The following is a 23,255-nucleotide window of genomic DNA, read 5'->3' as shown; positions in this document are numbered from 1 at the left end:
CGTGATCGGACTGTCATGACAGCTCTGTAACGTGCCGGCGCGTCGATCAACGCGAAGGATGGGTGGACCATGGAACTGAAACCAGGCGATGTGGTGATGCTGAAATCGGGCGGGCACCCGATTACGGTGGCGGAAGTGAACGAGGACTCTGTCGAGTGTGTTTGGATGGGTATCGACGGCGATCTGTTTCGGGAAACGCTTCCCGTTGCCGTCCTCGAAGCCGCCAATCCCGATGACGAGGAAGAGGACGACGACGAGGAAGACGACGACGACGAGGAAGAAGACGAGGACGAAGACGACCGCAAGGGCAAGGTCGCGTAAGTCCCTTCCTGCGATGCGGCCCGGTTCACAAGACCTGGCGGCGTCGGCGAGAAATCTCGTAGCCCGGGTGGAGCGCAGCGCAACCCGGGACAGCTCAATCGATGTTGACGAGCGCTCCCGGGTTACGCTGCGCTTCACCCGGGCTACAGCACTATCTCAGCGCCGATGAGATCATCACGATACCGCCCGTGATCACGGCGATATCCAGGATTGCGGTGTGGACGTGCACGGGCATGCGCTCGACGAACGCTTTCGCCAGGAATGCGCCGGGGATCGCGACCACACCGATCAGGATCGCAAAGGCGAGCACCTGCGCAGTAACCACGCCGGCAAGCCCGAACACCGAAATCTTCACGATGCTGGTCGCCAGCGAGATCACCGCATCGGTTGCGATGACAGCGGCACCGTCGAGGCCGGCCGCCATCAGCAGCGACAGCAGGATCACACCCGAGCCCGCCGTGCCGCCGACCACGACACCGTAACCAACCGCGCCCGCGGCAAGGCCAGTGTCGCCGATCCTGACATCATGGCGCTTGAGCAGCCGCCGCAGCGGCACGCTCAGGATCAGCATGCTGCCGATCACGATCGAAGCACCGGCACCGGAGAGCCGTGTGTAGCCGTACGCACCGAGCGCGGTCGTCAGGATCGCAGCCGCGACCACGATCAGCGCGCGGCGGCGGTCGGCATAGCTGACATAGGCGACGAAGCGGCTCAGATTGGTGAAGATCGAGGAGATCGCGATGATCGGCACCACCGGCTCGGCACCGACCAGCGGCACCAGCACCAACGGCATCAGGGCGCCGGTGCCATAGCCCGCGAGCCCTCCGACGGCCGAAGCGAGCAACGCGACACCGGCGACCAGCAGAAGTCGGAGCACGGAGATATCGGAAAGGCTGGCGAGGATGTTCACAATCGGTGGTCGTGGGTGAAGCGGGCGACGGTCTCATCGGCGATTGCCGAGAGCGCCGTCTGGTCAAGAGGAAACTCCGCGGCGAGCCACGCCTGCTCGGCTTGTGCCAACACATGGCCGAGCGCAGGCCCCTCGGCAATCCCGCGCGAAATGAAATCGGCCGCCTTCAGCGGAAATTTCGGCGCCTGCCAGCGCTGCGGCAGGCGCGCCAGTTCGCGCCAACGAGCAATGTCGCGGCCATCGCTCATCCGCGCCCAGGCCAGCATCATCCGGTCGAGATAGGCCGCCTCACCGAGACGGTAGAGCCAGCGGCGTGCCGCCGCCTCGTCGATGCCGGCGAGCTGCCACCAGCGATCCGCCATCGCTTCCAGCGCCTTCGCCTCGGCATTGGTGAGCCGCAGCTTGGAGGCAACGCGCCTTGCGTCCTCGGTGATGGCAAGCGCCAGCGCACCGAGCCGGCGCACCGCGCTCGCCTCGAGCCCGAGCTCGCGCTCGGCCGCGATCATGACTGCGAACGGCCCGGTATAGCCGACGCTGCCCAGGATCATCTGCAGCAGGCCGCCATCGGCCATCGCGGTGACCGCGGTCACCGCGCCGTCGGCGACCACGAGCTTGAGCACTTCCATGCGCACGCGCTCCGCCGAAAGCTGCGCCAGGCCGGCACGGCCGGCGATGCAGGCAAGATAGCCGGCGCGATTGGGATCGCCGGCGCCGTAGGCCGCATGCATGCGAAAGAAGCGCAGGATGCGCAGGTAGTCTTCGGCGATGCGCTGACCGGGATCGCCGATGAAGCGCACGCGGCGAGCGGCGATATCATCGAGCCCGCCGACATGGTCGTGCACCACGCCGGCTGCATCGACCGAAAGGCCGTTGATGGTGAAGTCGCGCCGCTCGGCATCGCGCGCCCAGTCGCGGCCGAATGCGACTTTGGCCTTGCGGCCATAGGTTTCGGTATCCTCGCGCAGGGTCGTGACCTCGAACGGATGCTTGTCGACGACCAGCGTCACCGTGCCATGCTCGATGCCGGTCGGCACGCTCTTGATTCCTGCGGCCTTGGCGCGGCGCATCACCTCCTCAGGGACTGCCGTGGTCGCGAGATCGATGTCGCCGATCGGCCTGTGCAGCAGCGCGTTGCGCACCGCGCCGCCGACCACACGCGCTTCCTCACCGTCTGCGTTGAGCAGCGCGAGCACGCGTGCCGTGGGTCCCGATCTCAGCCAAGGCGCCTGCTCCAGCGCGCGTGCGTGCGTCATTTCTCAACTCCGGGCACGAGCCTGCCATTCTCGATATGAGCGGGGACATAGGTCGAATTCGGCGGCGCACCAGAGAAATGGGCGAGCAGCACGAAACTGACCACGACCAGCAGCAGCGCACCCAGCACCAGCTTCGCAATCAAAGGCAAAGGCCAGGAAGATTTCGCCAAGACGCCGGAGCGCGTTGCAATGAGGAACACGGCATAGACTGCGAAAGGGATGAGGAAGATTCCGATCTCGGTCAATACCGGACGGATCATGGCAGGTAGATCCGTTCGTACAATACACGCAGGATCCCGGCGGTCGCGCCCCAGATGTAACGTTCGGCAAAGGGCATCGCATAATAGGAGCGCTCGATGCCGCGGAATTCCTTGCTGTGGCGCTGATGGTTCGCCGGGTTCATCAGGAACGAAAGCGGGACCTCGAACGCGTCGACGACTTCACCCTCGTTGATCTTGAGCCTGAAGCCGGGCTTCACCCGCGCCACCGTCGGCAGGATACGAAAACCAAATGCCGTGCCGTAGAGATCGAGATAGCCGAGCGGCTCGATGAAGTCGCGCGTGAGCCCGACTTCCTCATTGGCCTCGCGCAGCGCGGCATCGAGCGGAGAGGCATCCGTCGCGTCGATCTTGCCGCCGGGGAATGAGATCTGGCCGGCATGGCTGCTCAAATGCTCCGAGCGCTGCGTCAGCAGCACCGTCGGCTCATCGCGGTCGACCACCGGGATCAGCACCGCGGCCGGCCGCACCGGCTGTTCGTGCGCGACGATCTCGAGCATGCGGTCATTGCCGGAGTCGCCGGTCCTCGGAATGATGTTCGGATCGACCAGGCCGGGCGGGACGTCGAAATTCAGCCGCGCATGGCTGCGCGCGAAAAACTCCGCCGAGCTGATCGCCGCCGGCTCCGTCTTCAGCATCGGCTCGTTCAAAGCGCGTCCCTCACCTCTTTCGCATCCGCCATCGCGAAGAATGCGCCGCCGGACTCGATTCCGAACATCGGACGACCATCGACCATCCGCTCTTCCCCCATGTCAACCAGATCGTAGTAGAGCGGACGGGTGACCTTGGCCCAGAGATCGGCGCGGACATGCAGATAGGGCATGAGCCCGCCGTCATTGCCCGGCTCGAAACGAAGGCCGTGCGCGGCGTCGCAATCGACCCAGTCGTCGACATTGGTGCGGAACCTGAGCAGCCGCCCGCGCGCGTCCCCATCCTTTTGCATCTCGACCGCAAGGAAGGGCGCATCGTCGACGCGGATGCCGACCTTCTCCACCGGCGTCACCAGGAAATGCTTGCCGTCTTCGCGTTTCAGGATGGTGGAGAACAGCCGCACCAGCGCCGGCCGGCCAATCGGTGTTCCCATATAGTACCATGTGCCGTCGCCGCCGATTCGTATATCGAGATCGCCGCAGAACGGCGGATTCCATAAATGCACGGGTGGAAGGCCCTTGCCGCCGGCCGGATTTGTTTTTGCGGCATTAGTGGCCGCGGCGGTCAATCCTTCGAGGCCCTGACGGCTTGTTTGCCCTTCGTTCGCCATGGTTTGCCTTAAGGTTGAGAGCTTCAATCTGGCACGATTGGTGCACGTTTCTTACGTACATCTTTCAGATGTGCGTAGGTATGCCGTTCTCGCCACATCGTGATGGCGTTCATACCCTGAAAAGCCGCTAAGGTGGGGATAGTTTAATTCAACGAATACATGGCCTTCGCTTATGCTTAGCTTGGGGCCCATGGCGTGACGATGTGAAGGTTGCGCCGTCGATAGGAGCACGGAATGGCTGGTGCAGACAGTGTCGAAAAACTGGAAGACGTGATCGTCCGCTCGGCCGAGCAGGTTGCCGGCCAGATCCGTACGGCGAAAGAGGCGATTTCCACGGTTATTTTCGGCCAGGACCGGGTGATCGAGAATACCTTGGTGACGATCCTTTCCGGCGGGCATGCGCTGCTGATCGGGGTTCCCGGCCTTGCCAAGACCAAGCTCGTGGAGACGCTCGGCATCACGCTCGGCCTCGACACGAAGCGCATCCAGTTCACCCCGGACCTGATGCCGTCGGATATCCTCGGCGCGGAGGTGCTGGACGAGAGCAACACGGGCAAGCGCTCGTTCCGCTTTATCGCGGGTCCGGTATTCGCGCAGCTTCTGATGGCGGATGAGATCAACCGCGCCAGCCCGCGCACCCAATCGGCGCTGCTGCAAGCCATGCAGGAGCAGCACATCACGGTTGCGGGCGCCCGCCATGACCTTCCCAAGCCATTCCATGTGCTGGCGACGCAGAACCCGCTGGAACAGGAAGGCACCTATCCGCTGCCCGAAGCGCAACTCGACCGTTTCCTGATGGAGATCGATGTCGACTACCCCGACCGTGAGGCCGAACGTCGCATCCTGTTCGAAACCACCGGCGCGGAAGAAACGCTGGCGAAGGCTGCGATGAACGCGGAACTGCTGCTCAGCGCGCAACGACTGGTGCGAAGGCTGCCGGTCGGCGATTCCGTCGTCGACGCCATCCTGTCGCTGGTGCGCGCCGCGCGGCCCAACCCGGAAGGCGAGAAGCTGATCGCCTGGGGACCGGGCCCACGCGCCAGCCAGGCCTTGATGCTCGCCGTCCGCGCCCGCGCCCTGCTCGACGGGCGGCTCGCGCCCTCGATCGACGACGTGCTCGATCTCGCCGAACCCGTGCTCAAGCACCGCATGGCGCTGACGTTCACTGCGCGCGCCGAAGGCCGCACTATTCCTGACGTGATCAAGCAATTGAAGACGCGGATCGCTTAATGGCCGCGGAGAACAAGCGCCTGGACGAGGAGATCCTCGCAGTCCGACGTGCCGACGGCGAAAGCCGATCGCTCGCCGCGTCGCTGCCGCGCCTGGTGCTCGAGGCCCGCCGCATTGCCAACAACGTCATCCATGGCTTGCACGGCCGCCGCCGCGCAGGCGCCGGCGAGAGCTTCTGGCAATATCGCCGCTTCGTCTCCGGCGAGCCGTCGCAGAATGTCGACTGGCGGCGCTCGGCGCGCGACGATCACCTCTACGTCCGCGAGCAGGAGTGGGAGGCGGCGCACACTGTCTGGATCTGGCCCGACCGCTCGCCGTCGATGGCGTTCGCGTCCAAGCAGGCGCGCGATTCCAAGCTCGAGCGCGGCCTGATCGTCGCCTTTGCGCTGGCCGAGTTATTGGTCGCCGGCGGCGAACGCGTCGGCATTCCCGGCCTGATGAACCCGACCGCGAGCCGCACGGTCATCGACAAGATGGCGCAGGCGATGCTGCATGACGATGCGACCCGCGCCAGCCTGCCGCCGTCCTTCGTGCCGTCGGCACTTTCCGAGATCGTGGTGCTGTCGGACTTCTGGTCGCCGATTTCGGAAATCCGAACCACGCTCGCCGGGCTGTCGGCCTCGGGCGCGCACGGCACGGTGATCCAGGTCGTCGATCCCGCCGAGGAAACCTTCCCCTATTCCGGCCGCGTTGAATTCGTCGAACCCGAAGCGGGCACTGCGATTACCGCGGGCCGCGCCGAGAGCTGGGCCAGCGACTATGTCGCGCGCGTCGCGCTGCATCGTGACGAGATCCGCGCCGAGACCAACCGGCTCGACTGGTTGTTCTCGACCCATACCACCAGCCGTTCCGCGGCGGAGCTGCTATTGTTCCTGCATAACGGCATGACGGTGAGCAAGGCCAGCGTACGGTCCACCGTCAAAGTGGGGCTCGGCGCATGATCGCAGGCCTGCCGCTGTCCTTTGCCGAACCGATGCTGCTGCTCGGCCTTCTGAGCCTGCCGGCCCTTTGGTGGCTGCTCCGCGTGATGCCGCCACGGCCGCGGCGTATCGAATTTCCGCCGACCAGATTGCTGTTCGACATCCAGCCCAGGGAAGAAACGCCCTCGCGCACGCCATGGTGGCTGACGCTGCTGCGCCTCCTCGCCGCCGCGCTCGTCATCTTCGCCGCGGCCGGGCCGATCTGGAATCCGCAGACCGGGCTTGCATCCTCCAAGGCGCCGCTCGTGATCCTGCTCGACGACGGCTGGAGCTCGGCCTCGAGCTGGGATGCCCGGATCAGGGCCGCCGACGAACTGATCGCCAGTGCGGACAATGACCGCCGCGGCGTAGCGCTGGTGCCGCTGTCGGAGCCCGCGCGCGACATCACGCTGATGCCGGCCGGCACCGCGCGCGTCGCGCTGCGGCAGCTCGCGCCAAAGCCCTATTCGATCGATCGCGTCGACACGCTGCCGGTCATCGATCGGTTCCTGAAAGCCACTGGCGATGCCGAGATCGCCTGGCTGTCCGACGGCGTCGACACCGGGCGCGGCACAGAATTCACCGAAGGGCTCGGCAAGCTGGTCGAAAACCGCACGCTGACGATCTACGAGGGCGGTGCGCCGTCCGCGCAGGCGCTCGTTGCCGCCGAGAACGCCGCGGCCAAGATGACCGTGAAGGTCCTGCGCACCGAGACCGGCATCACTTCCGGGACGGTTCGCGCGCTGGATGCCAAGGGCTCGCCGATCGGCGAGGCGCGCTACGCCTTCGCCCCGCAGGATCGCGAGACCGAGGCATCGTTCGATCTCCCGGTCGAACTGCGCAACGACATCGCCCGGCTGGAGATATCAGGCGAGCGCTCCGCCGGCGCGGTGCAGCTCCTCGACAAGAGGTGGCGGCGCCGTGCGGTCGGCATCGTCTCCGGCGCGACCAACGACACCGCGCAGCCGCTGCTCGCCTCAACCTTCTACCTTTCCCGCGCATTGTCGCCATTCGCCGATGTGCGTCTTGGCGACCGCGGCGCGCCTCAGCAGGCGATCGCCCAATTCCTCGACCAGCGGCTGCCGATGATCGTGATGGCCGATGTCGGCACGCTGTCGCCGGATATCCGCGAGCGGCTGAATGCCTGGATCGACCAGGGCGGCGTGCTGGTGCGTTTCGCCGGCCCACGGCTGGCGCAAGCCGATGACGATCTGGTGCCGGTGAAGCTGCGCCGCGGTGGCCGCGTCCTCGGCGGCAGCCTGACCTGGGAGAAGCCACAGCATCTAGCGTCGTTCACGGCCGAGGGCCCGTTCGCCGGTCTTCCAGTGCCGAAGGACGTTACCGTGAGCCGGCAGGTGCTGGCCGAGCCGGATGCCGTGCTCGCCACCAAGAGCTGGGCGTCGCTGGAAGACGGCACGCCGCTCGTCACCGGCGAGCATCGCGGCAAGGGCGTGGTCAGCCTGTTCCACGTCGGCGCGGACTCGCGCTGGTCGGACCTGCCGATGTCCGGCACTTTCGTCGAGATGCTGCGGCGGCTGGTCGACATGTCCGGCTACACCTCGACGCCTGGTGCTGGAGTGGCTGGCGAAGCCAAGGCCGAGACCGTGGCGCCGCTCCGCACGCTGGATGGCTTTGGCGCGTTCGGTCCGCCGCCGTCGACCGCCAAACCAATGCTGGCCGACTATCGCGACCGCGCGACACCGGATCACCCGCCCGGCCTCTACGGCCCGGCTGACGCCCCGATCGCCGTCAACACGCTGGCGACCGCCGACCGCATCGCCCCGCTCGACACGTCTGCCCTGCGTGCGCGGCGGGCGAGCTACACCAATGCCGAGCCACGCGACCTCCGCGGCATCCTGCTGTCATCGGCGCTCGGCCTGTTCCTGCTCGATGCCATCGTGGTAGCCATGCTCGGCGCCGGCCTTGCCGCGTTGTGGCGGCGGCGCGCCGCACCTGCGGCGCTGGCGCTCGCCTTCCTGCTGGCATCGATCGCTCCGTCCGCCACGCGCGCCGAGAACAGCGACGACTTCGCCATGAAGGCGGTTTCGCAGACGCGGCTGGCTTATGTCGTCACCGGCAATGCCGACGTCGACTCCATCGTGAAAGCCGGCATGTCCGGGCTGACACTGTTCCTGGCGCAACGCACCGCGCTGGAAGCCGGCGATCCCGTCGGCGTCGACCCCGCGCGCGACGAACTCGCCTTCTTCCCGCTGATCTACTGGCCGATCGTGCCCGGCGCGCCAAAGCCTCCGCAGGACGCAATCAACAAGATCGACGCCTATATGAAGCAGGGCGGCACCGTGCTGTTCGACACCCGCGACGCCGTCGAGGCGCCGCCCGGCGACAATGGCGGCTCGCAGACGCCGGGCATGCAGGCGCTGCGCGAGATCCTGTCCTCGCTCGACGTGCCCGAGCTCAAGCCGGTGCCGCGTGAGCACGTGCTGACCAAGACGTTCTACCTGTTGCGCGACTTCCCCGGCCGCTTCACTTCGGGCCAGACCTGGGTCGAGACATTGCCGCGCGAAGACGATGACGAGGCCGCACAGCGCCCCGCCCGCGGCGGCGACGGCGTCTCGCCGATCATCATCACCTCCAACGATCTCGCCGGCGCCTGGGCGATCCGGCCCGACGGCCAGGCGATGTTGCCGCTCACCCCCGGCGAGCCGCGCCAGCGCGAATTCGCCTTCCGCGCCGGCGTCAACATCGTGATGTATACGCTGACCGGCAACTACAAGGCCGACCAGGTGCACGCGCCGGCCCTGATCGAGCGGCTGGGACAATGATACGCTGGGACATTCACCACGCACACGCCGTCATGGCCGGGCTTGTCCCGGCCATCCACGCCTCGCCGCTCGGCACGAAGAACGTGGATGCCCGGGACAAGCCCGGGCATGACGATGCGGATAGGTTCGCATTATGAATTACGGCATTGCCTTCACGCCGCTGGTGCCCTCGCTCGTGCTGTGGATCGGCCTTGCGGCGATCGTCGTCATAGCGGCGCTTCTCCTGCTGTCACGCACGCGCGGCGCATGGATACGCGTCGCGGCGCTGGCGCTGATTCTGCTCGCGCTTGCCAACCCCTCCTTCACCCGCGAGGACCGTGAACCCTTATCCTCGGTCGCCGCCGTCGTGATCGACAAGAGCCCGAGCCAGAATTTCGGCACGCGCAACCAGGAGACCGCGAAGGCGCAGGAGGCCTTGGTCGACAGCCTGAAGAAGATCAAGGGCCTGGAAGTGCGCGTCGTCGACGCCGGCCAGGCCGACGGCGAGACCGACGGCACCAAGCTGTTCGGCGCATTGTCCTCCGCATTATCGGACGTTCCGGTCGACCGTGTCGCCGGTGCCTTCCTGATCACCGACGGCCGTGTGCACGACATCCCGGCCAATGCCGCCGGCCTCGGCTTCCAGGCGCCGGTGCACGCGCTGATCACCGGACGCAAGGACGAGCGTGATCGACGGATTGCAATTTCGGCCGCGCCGCGCTTCGGCATCGTCGGCCAGACCCAGACCATCACCTACCGGCTCGACGATCAGGGCGTGACTGGCCAGAGCGCCAGGATCACCGTGCGGCGCGACGGCGAGGTGATCAACGAGCGCACGCTGCAGAGCGGCCAGACCGCCAATGTCGACATCGACATCAAGCATGCCGGACCCAATATCGTCGAGATCGAGGCATCTCCGCTCGAGAATGAACTGACGCTGGTCAACAACCGCGCGGTGGTTGCGATTGACGGCGTGCGCGACAAGCTGCGTGTGCTGCTCGTCTCGGGTGAGCCGCATTCCGGCGAGCGCACTTGGCGTAACCTGCTGAAGTCCGACGCCAGCGTCGACCTCGTGCATTTCACCATTTTGCGTCCGCCGGAAAAGCAGGACGGCACGCCGATCAATGAATTGTCGCTGATCGCGTTTCCGACCCGCGAGCTGTTCCAGCAGAAGATCAACGAGTTCCAGCTCATCATCTTCGACCGCTATGCCCGCCAGGGCGTGCTGCCGATCGCCTATTTCGACAATATCGCGCGCTACGTCCGCGCGGGGGGCGCGGTGCTGGTCTCCGCCGGTCCGGACTATGCATCCACCACCAGCATCTGGCGTACGCCGCTCGACTCGGTACTCCCGGCCGAACCCGTCGGCGTCACCGAGAAGCCGTTCTATGCACATCTCTCCGACGCCGGAAAGCGCCACCCGGTGACGCGCGGGCTGGAAGGCTCGAACAGCGAGCCGCCGCATTGGAGCCGCTTCTTCCGTACCGTCGACACGCGCAACGCCATCGGTCAGCCCGTGATGACCGGCGCCGACGGCAAGCCTCTGCTGCTGCTGTCGCGCTTCGGCGAGGGCCGCGTCGCGCTACTGCTCTCCGACCACATCTGGCTGTGGGCGCGCGGCTATGAGGGCGGCGGTCCGCATCTCGACCTGCTCAGGCGGATGTCGCACTGGCTGATGAAGCAGCCCGATCTGGACGAGGAAGCGTTGCGGCTGCAGCTCCAGGGCCGCGATCTCTCCGTGGTGCGCCAGACCATGGGCGACAGCGTCCCGCCGATCACCGTGACCTCGCCAAGCGGCGCCACGCGCGAGATGACGCTGACCCAGGGCGAGCCGGGCGAATGGAAGGCGACGCTGCCCGCCAACGAGCTCGGCCTGTGGCAGGCGACCGACAGCACGCTGAAGGCGCTGGTCAATGTCGGTCCGACCAACCCGAAGGAATTCTCGGAAGTGACCTCCACGACCGAGATGCTGAAGCCGCTGGCGCAGGCAACAGGCGGCGACGCCCGCCGCGTGGTCGACGGCAGCAGCCTCGACATGCCCCGCATCGTGCCGGTCCGTGCGTCGAGCGTGTTCCGCGGCGAGGGCTGGATGGGCGTCAGGATGCGCGACGCCAGCGTCGTCAAGGGCGTCGGCGTGCTGCCGATGTTCGCAGGGCTGATTGGCCTGTTGCTGCTGCTCGGCGCCTTCGCCGCGACGTGGCTCCGCGAGGGGCGGTAGGCGAAATCGGCCACGGTCTCCCCTCATCCCGAGGAGCCGCGAAGCGGCGTCTCGAGGGATGGGCTCCGAGTGAGATCAGGGCCTCATGTTCGAGACGGCGCTATGCGCCTCCTCGCCATGAGGGTCTATCGTCCGCGCCGTTGCAACAATCACACAGCCTCAACTGATCGCGCGACGCTCGCCCGAGCCGCGGTTGACACCGCCATCTCCTTCCGATGTTATAATGTAACATCGGGCGGTCAGGGTAGGCCGTCCCCCGGGGGTGGGCATAGATTCGTGAAGTGGATTCGAAAACACGTCAAACTTGGCGCGCGGCTGGCGCTGTTCGCGCTCGCCGTCCAGTTTGTGCTGTCGTTCGGCCACTTCCATCCGGCGCAGGCCGCTCCCGCTCTCCAGACCGTGACATCGCAGACCGACTTCCTTCGTGCCGCGGACCTCGTGGTCACGGATGCGGCGAGCCTGTCCGCGCCCCAGCAACAATCTCCGCACCAGGATAACCATCAGCAGCCCGCCGACGGCTGCGCCATCTGCGCGGTCATCACGATGGCGCACGGCATGCTGTTCGCAACGTCTCCGGTGCTGTTGCTGCCGCAGGCGATCGAACTTCTCCAGCTCACCACCGAAGCCGGCTTCGCCTATCTCGGCACCGCCCATCGAGCGTTCCAGTCGCGCGCGCCACCCCTCTCCTGATCGATTGACCGAACCGCCTTCGCACGCCCGCTGCTCAAGCGAGATGCGAAGCACATCGCAATCGGGTCCGTCGGCGCGGCCGACGACATCAGGATCAGGAAAATGGGATTCAAGAAAAAACGAGCTTTCCACATCGGTGGAGCAAGCTGGCTGGTACTATGCGCGCTCGGCAGCGGCGCGATCGCTCAGGATGCACCCGCAGCGGCGCCGGCAACGCAACTGCCTGACATCAACGTGACGGCACCAAGTCCGATCGTGCGGCGCCACCGGGCCGTTGCTCCGGCGCGCGCCCCCGTTCGCGCCGCGCGCAGCACGCCCGGTCGCAATCGCGAGCGCGTAGCCCAACAACCGCAGCCCGCGCCGGCCGCGCCGCCAGCGCCACAGCAAGGGGTGCTGCAGGTCGTGACCGATCAGTTTGCAACGGTCACCGTGGTGCCGAACGAGGAAATTCGCCGCGAGGGCACCGCACAGCTCGGTGACCTCCTGTTTTCCAAACCGGGCATCACCGGCTCAACCTTTGCGCCGGGCGCTTCGAGCCGGCCGATTATCCGCGGTCTCGACGTCAATCGCGTTGGGATCATCGAGAACGGCAATAACGCCGGCGGCGCCTCGGATCTCGGTGAGGATCATTACGTGCCGGTTGATCCGCTCGCCACCAACCAGGTCGAGGTCATTCGTGGTCCGGCGGCGATGCGTTACGGCTCGACTTCGATCGGAGGCATCGTCAGCGCGACCAACAACCGCATTCCCGACGCCCTTCCCTCATGCGCGGCCCCGCCGTTCCAAAGCTACGGCCTGCCGGCGAAAGCGCCGCTGGCCGGCGCGCCTTCGTCACCTTGCGTGAACGTCGAGACGCGAACAGCGGTGAACTCCGCCGACCGTGGCGTCGACGGCGGCATCCTGCTCGATACCGGCGCAGGCAATTTCGCTTTTCACGCCGACGCCTTTGGTCGCAAGGCCGGCGATTACGACATCCCGAGCTATCCCTACTTGTTCGACCACTCGAGACCGGTGAACTACCGCCAGCCGAACTCGGCCATGCAGGCGGATGGTGCCTCGATCGGCGGCTCGTATATCTTCAATGGCGGCTTCATCGGCGCCGCAATCACCCAAAACGATACACTTTATCACATCCCCGGTATCGACGGCGCCGACCATCAGACCCGGATCGACGCACATCAGACCAAGATCACCATGAAAGGCGAATACCGGCCGGATGCCGCGGCCATCGACGCAATCCGTCTCTGGGCCGGCGCGACTGACTATAGACACAACGAGCTTGGGCTGGCGGATCCAGCCAATCCCTTCAGCGACGGCGTACGTCAGACCTTCACCAACAAGGAGCAGGAGGCCCGCGTCGAGGTTCAGTTGATGCCGTTCAACGCGCGCTTTGCCGACGTGACGACCGCGTTCGGCCTGCAGGGCGGCCACCAGGAATTGACCGCTCCGAGCCCGGACGATCCCGGTTCGCTATTCAACGGCCTGTGGAATCCGAACAACAACAACCGTATCGCCGGCTACGTCTTCAACGAGTTCAAATTCTCCGAGACGACCAAGGCGCAAATCGCCGGCCGTATCGAGCATGTCGAGTTGCACGGCTCGACGCCGAATTTCCCACCCGACTTCCTGCCTGACGGCAATCCGCAGTTCAACATCGCCCGCAATCCATCCTTTACGCCGAAGAGCGGCAGCATCGGGCTGATCCAGAACCTGCCCTACGATCTCGTCGGCAGCATCACCGCACAATATGTCGAGCGCGCGCCAAAGCCCGCGGAACTGTTTTCGCGCGGACCGCATGACGCTACCGCCACCTTCGATATCGGCAATCCCAACCTGACGATCGAGACCGCGAAATCGATCGAGATCGGTCTGCGCAAGGCGACCGGACCGTTCCGCTTCGAGGCAACCGCCTACTACACCCATTTCGACAATTTCATCTTTCGCCGGCTCACCGGCGTGATGTGTGACGGGGACTTCAATTCCTGCGGCGCGCCCGACGGTGAATTGAACCAGGCGGTCTATTCCCAGCGCAACGCCACCTTCCGCGGCGGCGAGTTCCAGAGCCAGCTCGATATCGGACCACTCTATAGCGGCATCTGGGGCATCGAGAACCAGTTCGATATCGTCCGCGCCACCTTCAGCGACGGCACCAACGTGCCACGCATCCCGCCGATGCGCGTCGGCGGCGGCGTCTATTGGCGCGACGCCAACTGGTTCATGCGGGTCAACCTGCTGCACGCGTTTGCACAGAACGACGTCGCTCCGATCGCGGACACGCCGACGGCGGGCTACAACCTGCTAAAGGCGGAGGTCAGCTACAACACCAAGCTCGACCAGTCCTGGATCGGCGCACGCGAGATGACGGTCGGCCTCGTCGGCAACAACCTGCTCAACGAGAACACCCGCAACTCCGTCTCCTATACCAAGGACCAGGTGCTGCTGCCCGGCATTGGCGTCAGGGCCTTTGCGAACCTGAAGTTCTGAGCCGGTTCCTTCTCCCTCTTTCGCTTGCTGCGGAAGAGGGAGAGCACGGTGACTTCCTCTACCGTGCCTTGCTCCAATCGGGGCCGATCGGACCGGAAACGTCGGCGAAGGCGCCCTCCACCAGTTCGGCCACCAGCAGGCGGTTGTAGTCGACCGGGCCGGGCATGGTCGCCCTGCCCTTCGGGACCACCTTGAAGCCGACGCGGCTGTAATAAGGCTCGTCGCCGACCAGGATCACGAGGCGGTGCCCTTTGGCCTTGGCGTCGGAGAGCGCGCGGTCGAGCAGCGCGCGGCCGACGCCGCGGTCACGAAACGGCGGCTCCACGGTCAATGGGCCCAGCATCAACGCCGGCGTGTCGCCGATCATGACGGGCAGTTGCCTGACCGAACCGACCAGGAGCGTGCCGATGCGCGCGGTGAAGGACAGATCGAGCAGATGGTCGACATGTTCGCGCAGCCGATAGGCGCTAAGCACGAAACGGCCCGGCCCGAACGTGCGTTCATGCAGGCGTTCGATCGCCTGGGCGTCGTTCGGCGTTTCCGGCAGAATGGTCAGCGACAAATCACTCATGGTGATGCGCGGGATAGCACCTGGATCGGGCGCGGTCCATCGCCCGCGTCATTTCTTGTTAATACCCGGCTGGGACAGATAGGCGAGCAGCTTCATCTCGCGGCGGCCGCGGGTCACCGTGTCAAGCACCAGCCCTGATGAGACCGACAGCATCGCCACGATCATGAGGCCGGTCGACAGCACCGCCGTCGGCAGCCGTGGCACGATGCCCTCTTCGATGAACGTGATGACGATCGGGATCGCCAGCACGATCGAGATCAGCGCGAGGACCACGCCAATGCCGGTGAAAAACCGCAGTGGCTTCTCCGAACGGTAGAGCCTCAGGATGGTTCCGAGAATCCGAAACCCGTCACGCCAGGTGTTCAGCTTGCTGACCGATCCCTCCGGCCGGGCATAATAGGGCGTCTCGATCTCGCCGACCGGCAATGCCAATTCCAGCGCATGGACGCTGAGCTCGGTCTCGATCTCGAAACCGTCCGACAGCACCGGAAAGGACTTGACGAAGCGGCGCGAGAACACCCGATAGCCGGACAGGATGTCGCGGAATGCGTGGCCAAACACGGCGGACAGGAAGCCGGTCAACATCCGGTTGCCGGTGCGGTGGCCTCTTCTGTAGGCGGCCGCGGATTGATCGATCCGGACGCCGACCACCATGTCGAGATGATCGTTCACCAGCGTCTCGATCATGCGCGAGGCGCTCGGCGCGTCATAGGTCGCATCGCCATCGACCAGAACATAGATGTCCGCGTCAATGTCGGCGAACATCCGCCGCACCACATGTCCCTTGCCTTGGCGCCGCTCGCTGCGGACCTCTGCACCCGAGGCACGCGCGATCTCGGCGGTACGGTCGCGCGAGTTGTTGTCATAGACGAAGATCTGCGCCTCCGGCAGCGCATTGCGGAAATCGGAAACCACAGTGCCGATCGCCGCTTCCTCGTTGAAACACGGCACAAGCACCGCGACGCGCAATGCGGACGCCGCCATCGCCACCGTCGCTGACCGAGCCATGACGTCCTCGCTCACCATCAGGCACCCGCTTTTTGCGGCACGCGAAAATCATCCGCGAGCTTCGGCGCCCAATGATCCAGGGTAGCGAACAACAACGTCCACAATGACAGCATGACAATCGGGATCACGTAATAGGGCGTGAAGACGGGATGGCTCGTGAAGAAGATCAGATTGATGACGAGGTTAAGCGCGACCACGGCGACGATCTGTCGTGTCGCCACGCGCCCCCCTGACCGCCACAGCGCCACTACCCAGGCGATCGCAATCAGCAGCAGCGGGAATTGCGCATCCCGCACATATTGCAGCAGGACGGACGCATCCAATGCCGGCGGCACCGCGTCGACACCGCCATAGGTGGTCGAGAACGGGCTTCCCGCATTGATCGCATTCGCAATCATTGTCGGTGCCATGCCGATCAGGAACGCGATGCCGAACGAAAGACCTTGCCAAAAGGTGTTCATGTTCCGTGCGCGCAGGAAGGCGATAAGGAAGAACACCGCATAGCCTGCCGACAGAAACAGGTTCGGCAGACGGAAATTGACGGAAAGGCCGATCAACAAGCCGACCGACGCGGCAAGCAGGATGCGACGTGCGCCGCTACTCGCAAACAGCCGCGCGGTCAGGAATCCAGTCAGCGCGCAGACGATCATGGTCGGCGCCACGGAATAGCTTGCCTTGGTCGGGTTGATCATCAAATAGAGCGCCACGATACCGAACAGGCCGGCGAGCACGACAGCGGAACGCGTGGCAGCGCGGGCCAGGGCAAGCAGCGCGACGGCGAAAATCGCGATCGACGCGGCGGCATAGAGCGGAGTCACCTGGAAGCCCGACGGAAACAGCGCGAGCACAAAGCCGGTGCCGGGCGGATATTGCAGCACGACCTTGTTCAACGCCGCCGTCAAGGTGTGGCACGGCCAGCGCGCGGGATCGCCCGGATCCGGGAAGTGGATCTCCTGGAGTTTACGCAGTGTGTAGCCGTCGTCATCCCTGACGACGTTCGTGTCCAGGCCGCTGGCGCCGAACCGCTGGAACAGATGCGCCTGGCGGAGGTAGCAGATGTCATCGTAGACGCCGCGGCTTTCGTTCCATTTCGAGATTGTCCAGATGTTGCTGATCAGGATCAGCAGCAACACGACGCCGAAGGCGGTTTTCAATTGTTTCATCCGGCCCCTGTCGCGGCGTTCCATCTTCAAGGTTGGGTCTTCTAGCACAAGCCGTCGCTAGCGCCATGTGGCGATCGGCGCCCCGCCATCGAGCACTTCGGCGATCCGCAGGCGGGTACCGGGCGTGGTGTCGGCGGGCAATGCCGCCGGATCGAAGAAACCGGTGTCCACGATCTCATGGTTCGGCTCCGGCAGGCGGTCCTGGCGGTACTGCCTGATGACGTAGACCGCGACATGGTCGCGGCGGGAGACGTGGCTGTTGAGGAAGACACCGTGCAGCACCGGGGCGCCCACAAGCTCGATGCGCCCCTCCTCCTCGAGCTCACGCCGCAGCGCTTCCATCAGCGTCTCGCCGACCTCGACGCCTCCGCCCGGCAGATACCAGCCGCTGACATAGCTGTGCTTGACCAGGAACACCTTGTTCTCGTGGTTAAGCACGACCGCACGCACGCCGAGCGTCATGCCGCGTGCCAGCCGAAAATAGAGATGGAACACCCGCCTGAGCTGCGGCTCGTAGCGCTTGCGCAAATCCATCAGAAACGTCACGAAAACCTCGACTGGAACGACAACGACGTTTGATCCTTGCGCGGAAGCCGCCCGCTTGCCAATAGAATGCGGACCATCAGGGAATAACCATGCCGCGGCTGTATATCACGGACAGGCCAACAGGGACGGAATGATGGCGGCGTTTCGGTTGGCGCATCTGTCCGATCCGCATCTGCCGCCGCTGCCGGTGGCGCGGCTGCGCGACCTCGCAGGCAAGCGCGCCTTCGGCTATCTGAACTGGACCCGCAACCGGCACAAATACCATCGGCGCGAGGTGCTGGATGCGCTGGTGGCGGACTTGCAGGGGCAACATCCGGATCACACTGCGATTACCGGCGATCTCGTCAATCTGGCGCTGGAGACGGAGTTCAAGCCGGCGCGCGCCTGGCTCGAGAGCGTCGGCCCGCCGGATCGCGTGACCGTCGTTCCCGGCAATCACGACGCCTATGTGCGGGCGACGCGGCATCGCTTCGCCACGACCTTCGCCGACTATCTGCGCGGCGATGGCGCAGATGGCGCCGCATTGTTTCCGTTCCTGCGCCGGCGCGGTCCGGTGGCCCTGATCGGGACATCCTCCGCGGTGCCGACGCCGCCCTTGATGGCGACCGGATGGCTCGGCCACGCGCAGCTCGCGGCGCTCGAGCGGATGCTGGCGGAGTTGTCGACCGAAGGTGCCTTCCGCGTGCTGCTGGTTCATCATCCCCTGCATTCGGATGCGCGCGTCAAGCGGCTCACCGACTCGCACAAGCTGCTCGATCTCATCAAGCGATACGGCGTGGAATTGATCCTGCACGGCCACGACCACATCCATTCCACGATGTGGTTCGACGGCCCCAGCGGCAAGATCCCGGCGATCGGCGTGCCCTCGGCTTCGGCGCTGCCGCGCCATCACTATCCGGCGGCGGCGTATAATCTGTTTTCGATCGAGCGCGACGGCAATGCCTGGCGCTGCGAGCAAGTGGTGCGCGGGATCGGCGACGACCTGCGCGTCGGGCGTCTGAGCGACACGCGGCTGGTGTGACGCTGCTACAGATTGCCCAGGCTCGCGAACAGGGCGAGGCCGAACAGCGCGAGCGCGCCGAGGATGAAGCCGAGCAGGAACATCCCGAACCCGCGGCGGCGCCGCGGCTTCTCGGCGGGCACGGGCCCCGCCACCTTCGCCGTCGCCACCATCGCATGCTCGCGCTCGATCATGCGGCGGGCAACATAGTCGGTGACGGCATCGACGATGACAGGCACATCGTGCGATTCGGCGAGTACGATGCGGCCGAAGCGGGTGTCCTGCACGAAGCGGTAGACCCGCTTGTCGCGTCCCATCACGACATGGGCAACGACATCGATCCACAGCCGTGGCGTCTCACCCTGGCTGATGCCGCGGTCGAACAGATCGACCTTTTCCGGCACCTGCGCAAACAAGGGATCAAGCGCCTCGTTCAAGATTTCCAGCCGCGCGACCTCGGCATCGCGCAGTTCGACGACGACGCCGGTGCGGTCCGCAGCCTCGATCCGCGCCTTGCGCAAGGCTTCGCGCAGCGTCGGCCGCATCTCGCTGGCGGCATTGCCGGTATTCTGGGCGTCCGACATCCCTTGCGGCCTCGTCCTGACGGGTTCTACGCCTATTAACCTATCAGTAACCGTTACGTCCGCAAAGGCCGTTGGTTCCCAAGGGGTTATCGCGCGACTTATCCCCAAGGGGCCTCAAAGGGGCGTCCCGAAATCAGACAGCCCCACCCGGAAATCCGGATGGGGCCGTCCGTCCTTGGACGTCTTCTTCTACGCTTGACCGTCGGCAGCCTCAGGCGGGGACGCGGGAGGGCTCCTCCACGATGGAGAAGCGTACGCCGGCCTTGTGGCGGTTCTCTTCCGACACTTCGCGCCAGCAGTCCTCCGCTTCCTTGCGGGTTTTGAACGGACCTTTGACCTGGGCCGAGCCTTCGACGAGCTTGTGGAAGTTCATCGAACCGAACTCACCGCCGATCACCCAGAAATTGCTGCCTGTGGTCATGATAGTCTCCTGATCGATTCAACCGTTAGCCGAACTGGTTCATCGTGTTGTGGACGCCGCCCGCCTTCAGAGCGGCTTCACCCGCGAAATATTCCTTGTGATCGTCGCCGATATCCGAGCCGGCCATGTTCTGATGCTTGACGCAGGCGATACCCTGACGGATCTCCTGGCGCTGAACGTTCTTCACGTAGCCAAGCATACCCTGCTCGCCGAAATACTCCCTTGCGAGGTTGTCCGTCGACAGAGCTGCCGTGTGATAGGTCGGCAACGTGATCAGATGATGGAAGATGCCGGCACGCTTGGCTGAATCGGCCTGGAAGGTGCGGATGCGCTCGTCGGCTTCGATTGCCAGCGGCGTGTCGTCGTATTCCGCCTTCATCAGCTCGGCACGGTTGTACTTGCTGACGTCCTTGCCGGCTTCCTTCATTGCATCGTAGACCTGCCAACGGAAGTTGAGTGTCCAGTTGAACGACGGCGAGTTGTTGTAGGCCAGCTTCGCGTTCGGGACCACCTTGCGGATCCGATCGACCATCTTGGCGATCTGCTCGATATGCGGCTTCTCCGTCTCGATCCACAGCAGATCGGCGCCGTTCTGCAACGAGGTGATGCAGTCCAGCACGCAGCGGTCTTCGCCGGTGCCGGGGCGGAACTGATAGAGATTGCTGGGCAGCCGCTTCGGACGCATCATCTTGCCGTTCTGGTTGATGATGACATCGCCGTTCCGAGCGTTGGCGGCCGTCACTTCCTCGCAATCCAGGAAGCTGTTGTACTGGTCGCCGATATCGCCGGGCTTATGGCTCACGGCGATCTGTTGCGTGAGGCCGGCGCCGAGCGAGTCGGTGCGGGTCACGACGACGCCGTCTTCGACGCCGAGCTCAAGGAACGCGTGACGGCAGGCGCGGATCTTCGCCAGGAACACCTCATGCGGCACGGTGACCTTGCCGTCCTGGTGGCCGCACTGCTTCTCGTCCGAGACCTGGTTTTCGATCTGCAGGGCGCAGGCGCCCGCTTCGATCATCTTCTTGGCGAGCAGGTAGGTCGCTTCCGCGTTGCCGAAGCCGGCATCGATGTCAGCGATGACGGGCACGACGTGGGTCTGGAAGTTGTCGATCTTCTCGATCAGCGCCTTTTCCTTGGCCTTGTCGCCTTCCTTGCGGGCGGCGTCGAGCGCGCGGAAGATATCGTTCAGCTCGCGGGAGTCCGCTTGACGCAGGAAGGTGTAGAGCTCCTCGATCAGGGCCGGCACCGAGGTCTTCTCGTGCATCGACTGGTCGGGCAGCGGTCCGAACTCGGAGCGGAGCGCGGCGATCATCCAGCCGGACAGGTACAGATAACGGCGATCGGTCGTGCCGAAATGCTTCTTCACCGAAATCAGCTTCTGCTGGGCGATGAAGCCGTGCCAGCAACCCAGCGACTGAGTGTACTTGGTGGGGTCGCCGTCATAGGCGGCCATGTCGGCGCGCATCAGCGCCGCGGTGTAGCGGGCGATATCGAGGCCGGTCTTGAAGCGGTTCTGCAGCCGCATGCGTGCCACGGCTTCGGCGGTCACGCCGTTCCACGTGTCCTTGGTCTTGAGCAGTGCTTCGGCCGCTTCAATCTCGCTCAGATAGGAAGCCGGTCCCTGGATAGCCCGGTCGCTGATCCCACGTGGCTGATAGTTCATGTGTGTGATCCTTCAATCGACATTCGTGACAGTGCATTGCGAAATGCGTGTCAGGAGCTAAACGCGAAGCGCTTGAATTAGTACAGATACCTTGCATTCTATTGGTGATGTCATGTAACATCTGTTTTTGTGTGGAATGTCATTTTGTAAGTTTTGTAAAAATTAGGTCAGGAACACTGCCATGCCTGCCGAGTCCGGAAAAAAGCTGTTTGTCGGCCCCCGATTCCGCCGGATCCGGCAGCAATTGGGGCTGTCGCAGACCCAGATCGCCGAGGGGCTTGGCATTTCCCCGAGCTACATCAACCTGATCGAGCGCAATCAGCGCCCGGTGACAGCCCAGATCCTGCTCCGCCTGGCGGAGACCTACGACCTCGACCTGCGCGATCTTGCGACCGCCGACGAGGATCGCTTCTTCGCCGAGCTCAACGAGATTTTCTCCGATCCGTTGTTCCGCCAGATCGACGTTCCCAAGCAGGAACTGCGTGACCTCGCCGAACTCTGCCCCGGCGTGACCCACGCGCTGCAGCGGCTCTATGCCGCCTATACCGAGGCGCGCCGCGGCGAGACCTTGGTCGCCGCCCAGATGGCCGACCGCAACGAAGGCGCCCGCTTCGAGGCCAATCCGATCGAGCGCGTGCGCGACCTGATCGAGGCCAACCGCAACTATTTCCCCGAACTCGAGACCGCGGCAGAGAATTTGCGCGACGAAATGAACGTGGCGGCCGACGGGCTGTTCGCCGCGCTCTCGGCGCGGCTGCGCGAAAAGCATTCGATCGTGACCCGGATCATGCCTGTTGACGTGATGCGCGAGACACTGCGGCGCTTCGACCGCCATCGCCGGCAGCTCCTGATCTCCGAGCTGGTCGATACGCCGAGCCGCACCTTCCAGCTCGCGCTGCAGATCGGGCTCGCCGAATGCGGAGCAAGCATTGATTCCATCGCCGGTCGCGGCGGGCCGCTCGACGATGCGGCGCGGCGGCTCTACCGCATCACGCTCGCGAACTATTTCGCCGCCGCCGTGATGATGCCCTACCAGCCCTTCCTTAGCGCCGCGGAGGCGCTGAGCTACGACGTGCATGTGCTGGCGCAGCGCTTCAACGCCGGCTTCGAGCAGATCTGCCATCGCCTCACCACGCTGCAGCGGCCGAACGCGCGCGGCGTCCCGTTCTTCATGCTGCGCGTCGACAATGCCGGCAACGTGTCCAAGCGCTTCTCCTCCGGCACGTTTCCGTTCTCGAAATTCGGCGGCACCTGCCCGCTGTGGAACGTGCATTCGACTTTCGACACCCCGGACCGCCTGCTCAAGCAGGTGATCGAGCTCCCCGACGGCACGCGCTATTTCTCGATCGCGCAGATGGTGCGCCGGCCGATCGCCCCGCATCCGCTGCCGCAGCCGCGCTTTGCCATCAGCCTTGGCTGCGAGATCCGCCACGCCTCGCGCCTCGTCTACGCCGCCGGCATGGACCTCGAAAAGGCCGAGGGCACGCCGATCGGCGTCAACTGCCGCCTCTGCGAGCGCGAGAACTGCGCCCAGCGCGCCGAGCCGCCGATCACGCGCACGCTGATCCTGGACGAGAACACGCGGCGGGTGAGTTCGTTTGCGTTCTCGAATGCGCGGGAGTTGTGACCGTCGGCTTCGCTGCGCTCGCAATAACGCGGATGGGTCTGATTCAAATATCAAGCAACGGACCTGTAGGATGGGTAGAGCGAAGCGAAACCCATCGGCTTTGGAGCAAGCTGCGCGAATGATGGGTTTCGCTGCGCTCTACCCATCCTACGTCTGATTCAAACCGTGGATATGAAGCCGCATTCTCGCGGCGCTTTGCGCCCGAGCTTTGCTTCACTTTCCACCCTCCTCGATAGCAGAGGGCGCAGGGAAAGCCGGGTGCTGGTTGCACCCGTGGGTCCCGTGCAACAAAAAGCACGGGGGTAG

Annotated in this window: 21 protein-coding genes; 9 read left to right on the top strand and 12 right to left on the bottom strand. The window is 64.8% G+C overall.

Going from position 1 to position 23,255, the window contains the following annotated elements; translation table 11 throughout:
* The first annotated feature begins 69 nt into the window (after positions 1–69).
* A complete protein-coding gene (locus AC5ZG5_RS40060; RefSeq protein WP_456646212.1) occupies positions 70–321 on the top strand; it encodes a YodC family protein in 252 nt (83 codons plus the stop codon).
* A 151-nt stretch (positions 322–472) separates the two neighbouring features.
* Here AC5ZG5_RS40060 and AC5ZG5_RS40055 read toward each other — a convergent pair whose 3' ends face one another.
* The 5 genes from AC5ZG5_RS40055 to AC5ZG5_RS40035 are packed head-to-tail and all read right to left on the bottom strand — an operon-like array spanning position 473 to position 4,023.
* Positions 473–1,231 carry a TSUP family transporter gene (locus AC5ZG5_RS40055; RefSeq protein WP_456646213.1) on the bottom strand — a complete coding sequence of 253 codons (759 nt, stop codon included), beginning with the start codon at positions 1,229–1,231 and terminating at the stop codon, positions 473–475.
* The gene (locus AC5ZG5_RS40050) at positions 1,228–2,484 is read right to left on the bottom strand and encodes a CCA tRNA nucleotidyltransferase (RefSeq protein ID WP_456646214.1); all 1,257 of its coding nucleotides are present in this window, start codon (positions 2,482–2,484) and stop codon (positions 1,228–1,230) included. The genes AC5ZG5_RS40055 and AC5ZG5_RS40050 overlap by 4 nt, the downstream gene beginning before the upstream one ends.
* Positions 2,481–2,744, bottom strand: a complete 264-nt coding sequence (locus AC5ZG5_RS40045) for a DUF6111 family protein (RefSeq protein WP_456646215.1) — start codon at positions 2,742–2,744, stop codon at positions 2,481–2,483. The genes AC5ZG5_RS40050 and AC5ZG5_RS40045 overlap by 4 nt, the downstream gene beginning before the upstream one ends.
* A complete protein-coding gene (locus tag AC5ZG5_RS40040) occupies positions 2,741–3,400 on the bottom strand; it encodes a CoA pyrophosphatase (protein ID WP_409334758.1) in 660 nt (219 codons plus the stop codon). The genes AC5ZG5_RS40045 and AC5ZG5_RS40040 overlap by 4 nt, the downstream gene beginning before the upstream one ends.
* Before the next feature lie 8 nt (positions 3,401–3,408).
* Complete coding sequence (locus AC5ZG5_RS40035; RefSeq protein ID WP_456646216.1) at positions 3,409–4,023, bottom strand: DUF1285 domain-containing protein; 615 nt, start codon at positions 4,021–4,023, stop codon at positions 3,409–3,411.
* A gap of 234 nt (positions 4,024–4,257) precedes the next feature.
* Between AC5ZG5_RS40035 and AC5ZG5_RS40030 the strand changes: the two genes are divergently transcribed.
* The 6 genes from AC5ZG5_RS40030 to AC5ZG5_RS40005 all read left to right on the top strand — a co-directional run bounded on the left by AC5ZG5_RS40030 (position 4,258) and on the right by AC5ZG5_RS40005 (position 14,366).
* Entirely contained in the window at positions 4,258–5,253 is a 996-nt protein-coding gene (locus tag AC5ZG5_RS40030) for an AAA family ATPase (RefSeq protein ID WP_028167466.1), read from the top strand.
* The gene (locus AC5ZG5_RS40025; RefSeq protein WP_028167467.1) at positions 5,253–6,194 is read left to right on the top strand and encodes a DUF58 domain-containing protein; all 942 of its coding nucleotides are present in this window, start codon (positions 5,253–5,255) and stop codon (positions 6,192–6,194) included. Before AC5ZG5_RS40030 ends, AC5ZG5_RS40025 begins: the two co-directional genes overlap by 1 nt.
* Positions 6,191–8,995 (top strand): DUF4159 domain-containing protein, encoded by a 2,805-nt coding sequence (locus AC5ZG5_RS40020; RefSeq protein ID WP_456646217.1) that lies wholly within the window; start codon positions 6,191–6,193, stop codon positions 8,993–8,995. Before AC5ZG5_RS40025 ends, AC5ZG5_RS40020 begins: the two co-directional genes overlap by 4 nt.
* 133 nt (positions 8,996–9,128) lie before the next feature.
* A complete protein-coding gene (locus AC5ZG5_RS40015; protein ID WP_456646218.1) occupies positions 9,129–11,192 on the top strand; it encodes a hypothetical protein in 2,064 nt (687 codons plus the stop codon).
* Between the two features lie 276 nt (positions 11,193–11,468).
* Positions 11,469–11,882 (top strand): DUF2946 family protein, encoded by a 414-nt coding sequence (locus tag AC5ZG5_RS40010; protein WP_456646219.1) that lies wholly within the window; start codon positions 11,469–11,471, stop codon positions 11,880–11,882.
* Positions 11,883–11,984: 102 nt separating this feature from the next.
* On the top strand, positions 11,985–14,366 hold the full coding sequence (locus tag AC5ZG5_RS40005) for a TonB-dependent receptor (protein WP_456646220.1): 2,382 nt from the start codon (positions 11,985–11,987) through the stop codon (positions 14,364–14,366).
* A gap of 58 nt (positions 14,367–14,424) precedes the next feature.
* Here AC5ZG5_RS40005 and AC5ZG5_RS40000 read toward each other — a convergent pair whose 3' ends face one another.
* From AC5ZG5_RS40000 to AC5ZG5_RS39985, 4 genes are read right to left on the bottom strand one after another with little or no spacing between them, the layout of a single operon-like run.
* Positions 14,425–14,937, bottom strand: a complete 513-nt coding sequence (locus AC5ZG5_RS40000; protein WP_028167472.1) for a GNAT family N-acetyltransferase — start codon at positions 14,935–14,937, stop codon at positions 14,425–14,427.
* Between the two features lie 48 nt (positions 14,938–14,985).
* On the bottom strand, positions 14,986–15,945 hold the full coding sequence (locus AC5ZG5_RS39995) for a glycosyltransferase family 2 protein (protein WP_456646221.1): 960 nt from the start codon (positions 15,943–15,945) through the stop codon (positions 14,986–14,988).
* A 17-nt stretch (positions 15,946–15,962) separates the two neighbouring features.
* Positions 15,963–17,108 (bottom strand): hypothetical protein, encoded by a 1,146-nt coding sequence (locus AC5ZG5_RS39990; RefSeq protein ID WP_456646222.1) that lies wholly within the window; start codon positions 17,106–17,108, stop codon positions 15,963–15,965.
* 57 nt (positions 17,109–17,165) lie between these two features.
* Positions 17,166–17,642 (bottom strand): NUDIX domain-containing protein, encoded by a 477-nt coding sequence (locus tag AC5ZG5_RS39985; RefSeq protein WP_035691794.1) that lies wholly within the window; start codon positions 17,640–17,642, stop codon positions 17,166–17,168.
* Between the two features lie 145 nt (positions 17,643–17,787).
* Here AC5ZG5_RS39985 and AC5ZG5_RS39980 point away from each other — a divergent pair, with 145 nt between their 5' ends.
* A complete protein-coding gene (locus AC5ZG5_RS39980; protein ID WP_456646223.1) occupies positions 17,788–18,675 on the top strand; it encodes a metallophosphoesterase family protein in 888 nt (295 codons plus the stop codon).
* 5 nt (positions 18,676–18,680) lie between these two features.
* On the opposite strand, the gene AC5ZG5_RS39975 is transcribed toward AC5ZG5_RS39980, so the two are convergent.
* From AC5ZG5_RS39975 to AC5ZG5_RS39965, 3 genes are all read right to left on the bottom strand, one after another.
* Entirely contained in the window at positions 18,681–19,238 is a 558-nt protein-coding gene (locus tag AC5ZG5_RS39975; protein WP_456646224.1) for a hypothetical protein, read from the bottom strand.
* Between the two features lie 211 nt (positions 19,239–19,449).
* The gene (locus tag AC5ZG5_RS39970) at positions 19,450–19,659 is read right to left on the bottom strand and encodes a DUF4170 domain-containing protein (protein ID WP_028167478.1); all 210 of its coding nucleotides are present in this window, start codon (positions 19,657–19,659) and stop codon (positions 19,450–19,452) included.
* A 25-nt stretch (positions 19,660–19,684) separates the two neighbouring features.
* Positions 19,685–21,322 (bottom strand): isocitrate lyase, encoded by a 1,638-nt coding sequence (locus AC5ZG5_RS39965; protein ID WP_028167479.1) that lies wholly within the window; start codon positions 21,320–21,322, stop codon positions 19,685–19,687.
* 181 nt (positions 21,323–21,503) lie between these two features.
* Here AC5ZG5_RS39965 and AC5ZG5_RS39960 point away from each other — a divergent pair, with 181 nt between their 5' ends.
* Positions 21,504–22,949, top strand: coding sequence for a helix-turn-helix domain-containing protein (locus tag AC5ZG5_RS39960; protein WP_456646226.1), 1,446 nt, complete (start codon positions 21,504–21,506; stop codon positions 22,947–22,949).
* Positions 22,950–23,255: the final 306 nt, after the last annotated feature.

It is taken from the genome of Bradyrhizobium sp. Ses1, assembly GCF_059512365.1.
The sequence above is the reverse complement of the archived record's forward strand: the minus strand, read 5'-3'. Positions and strand labels throughout refer to the sequence as shown.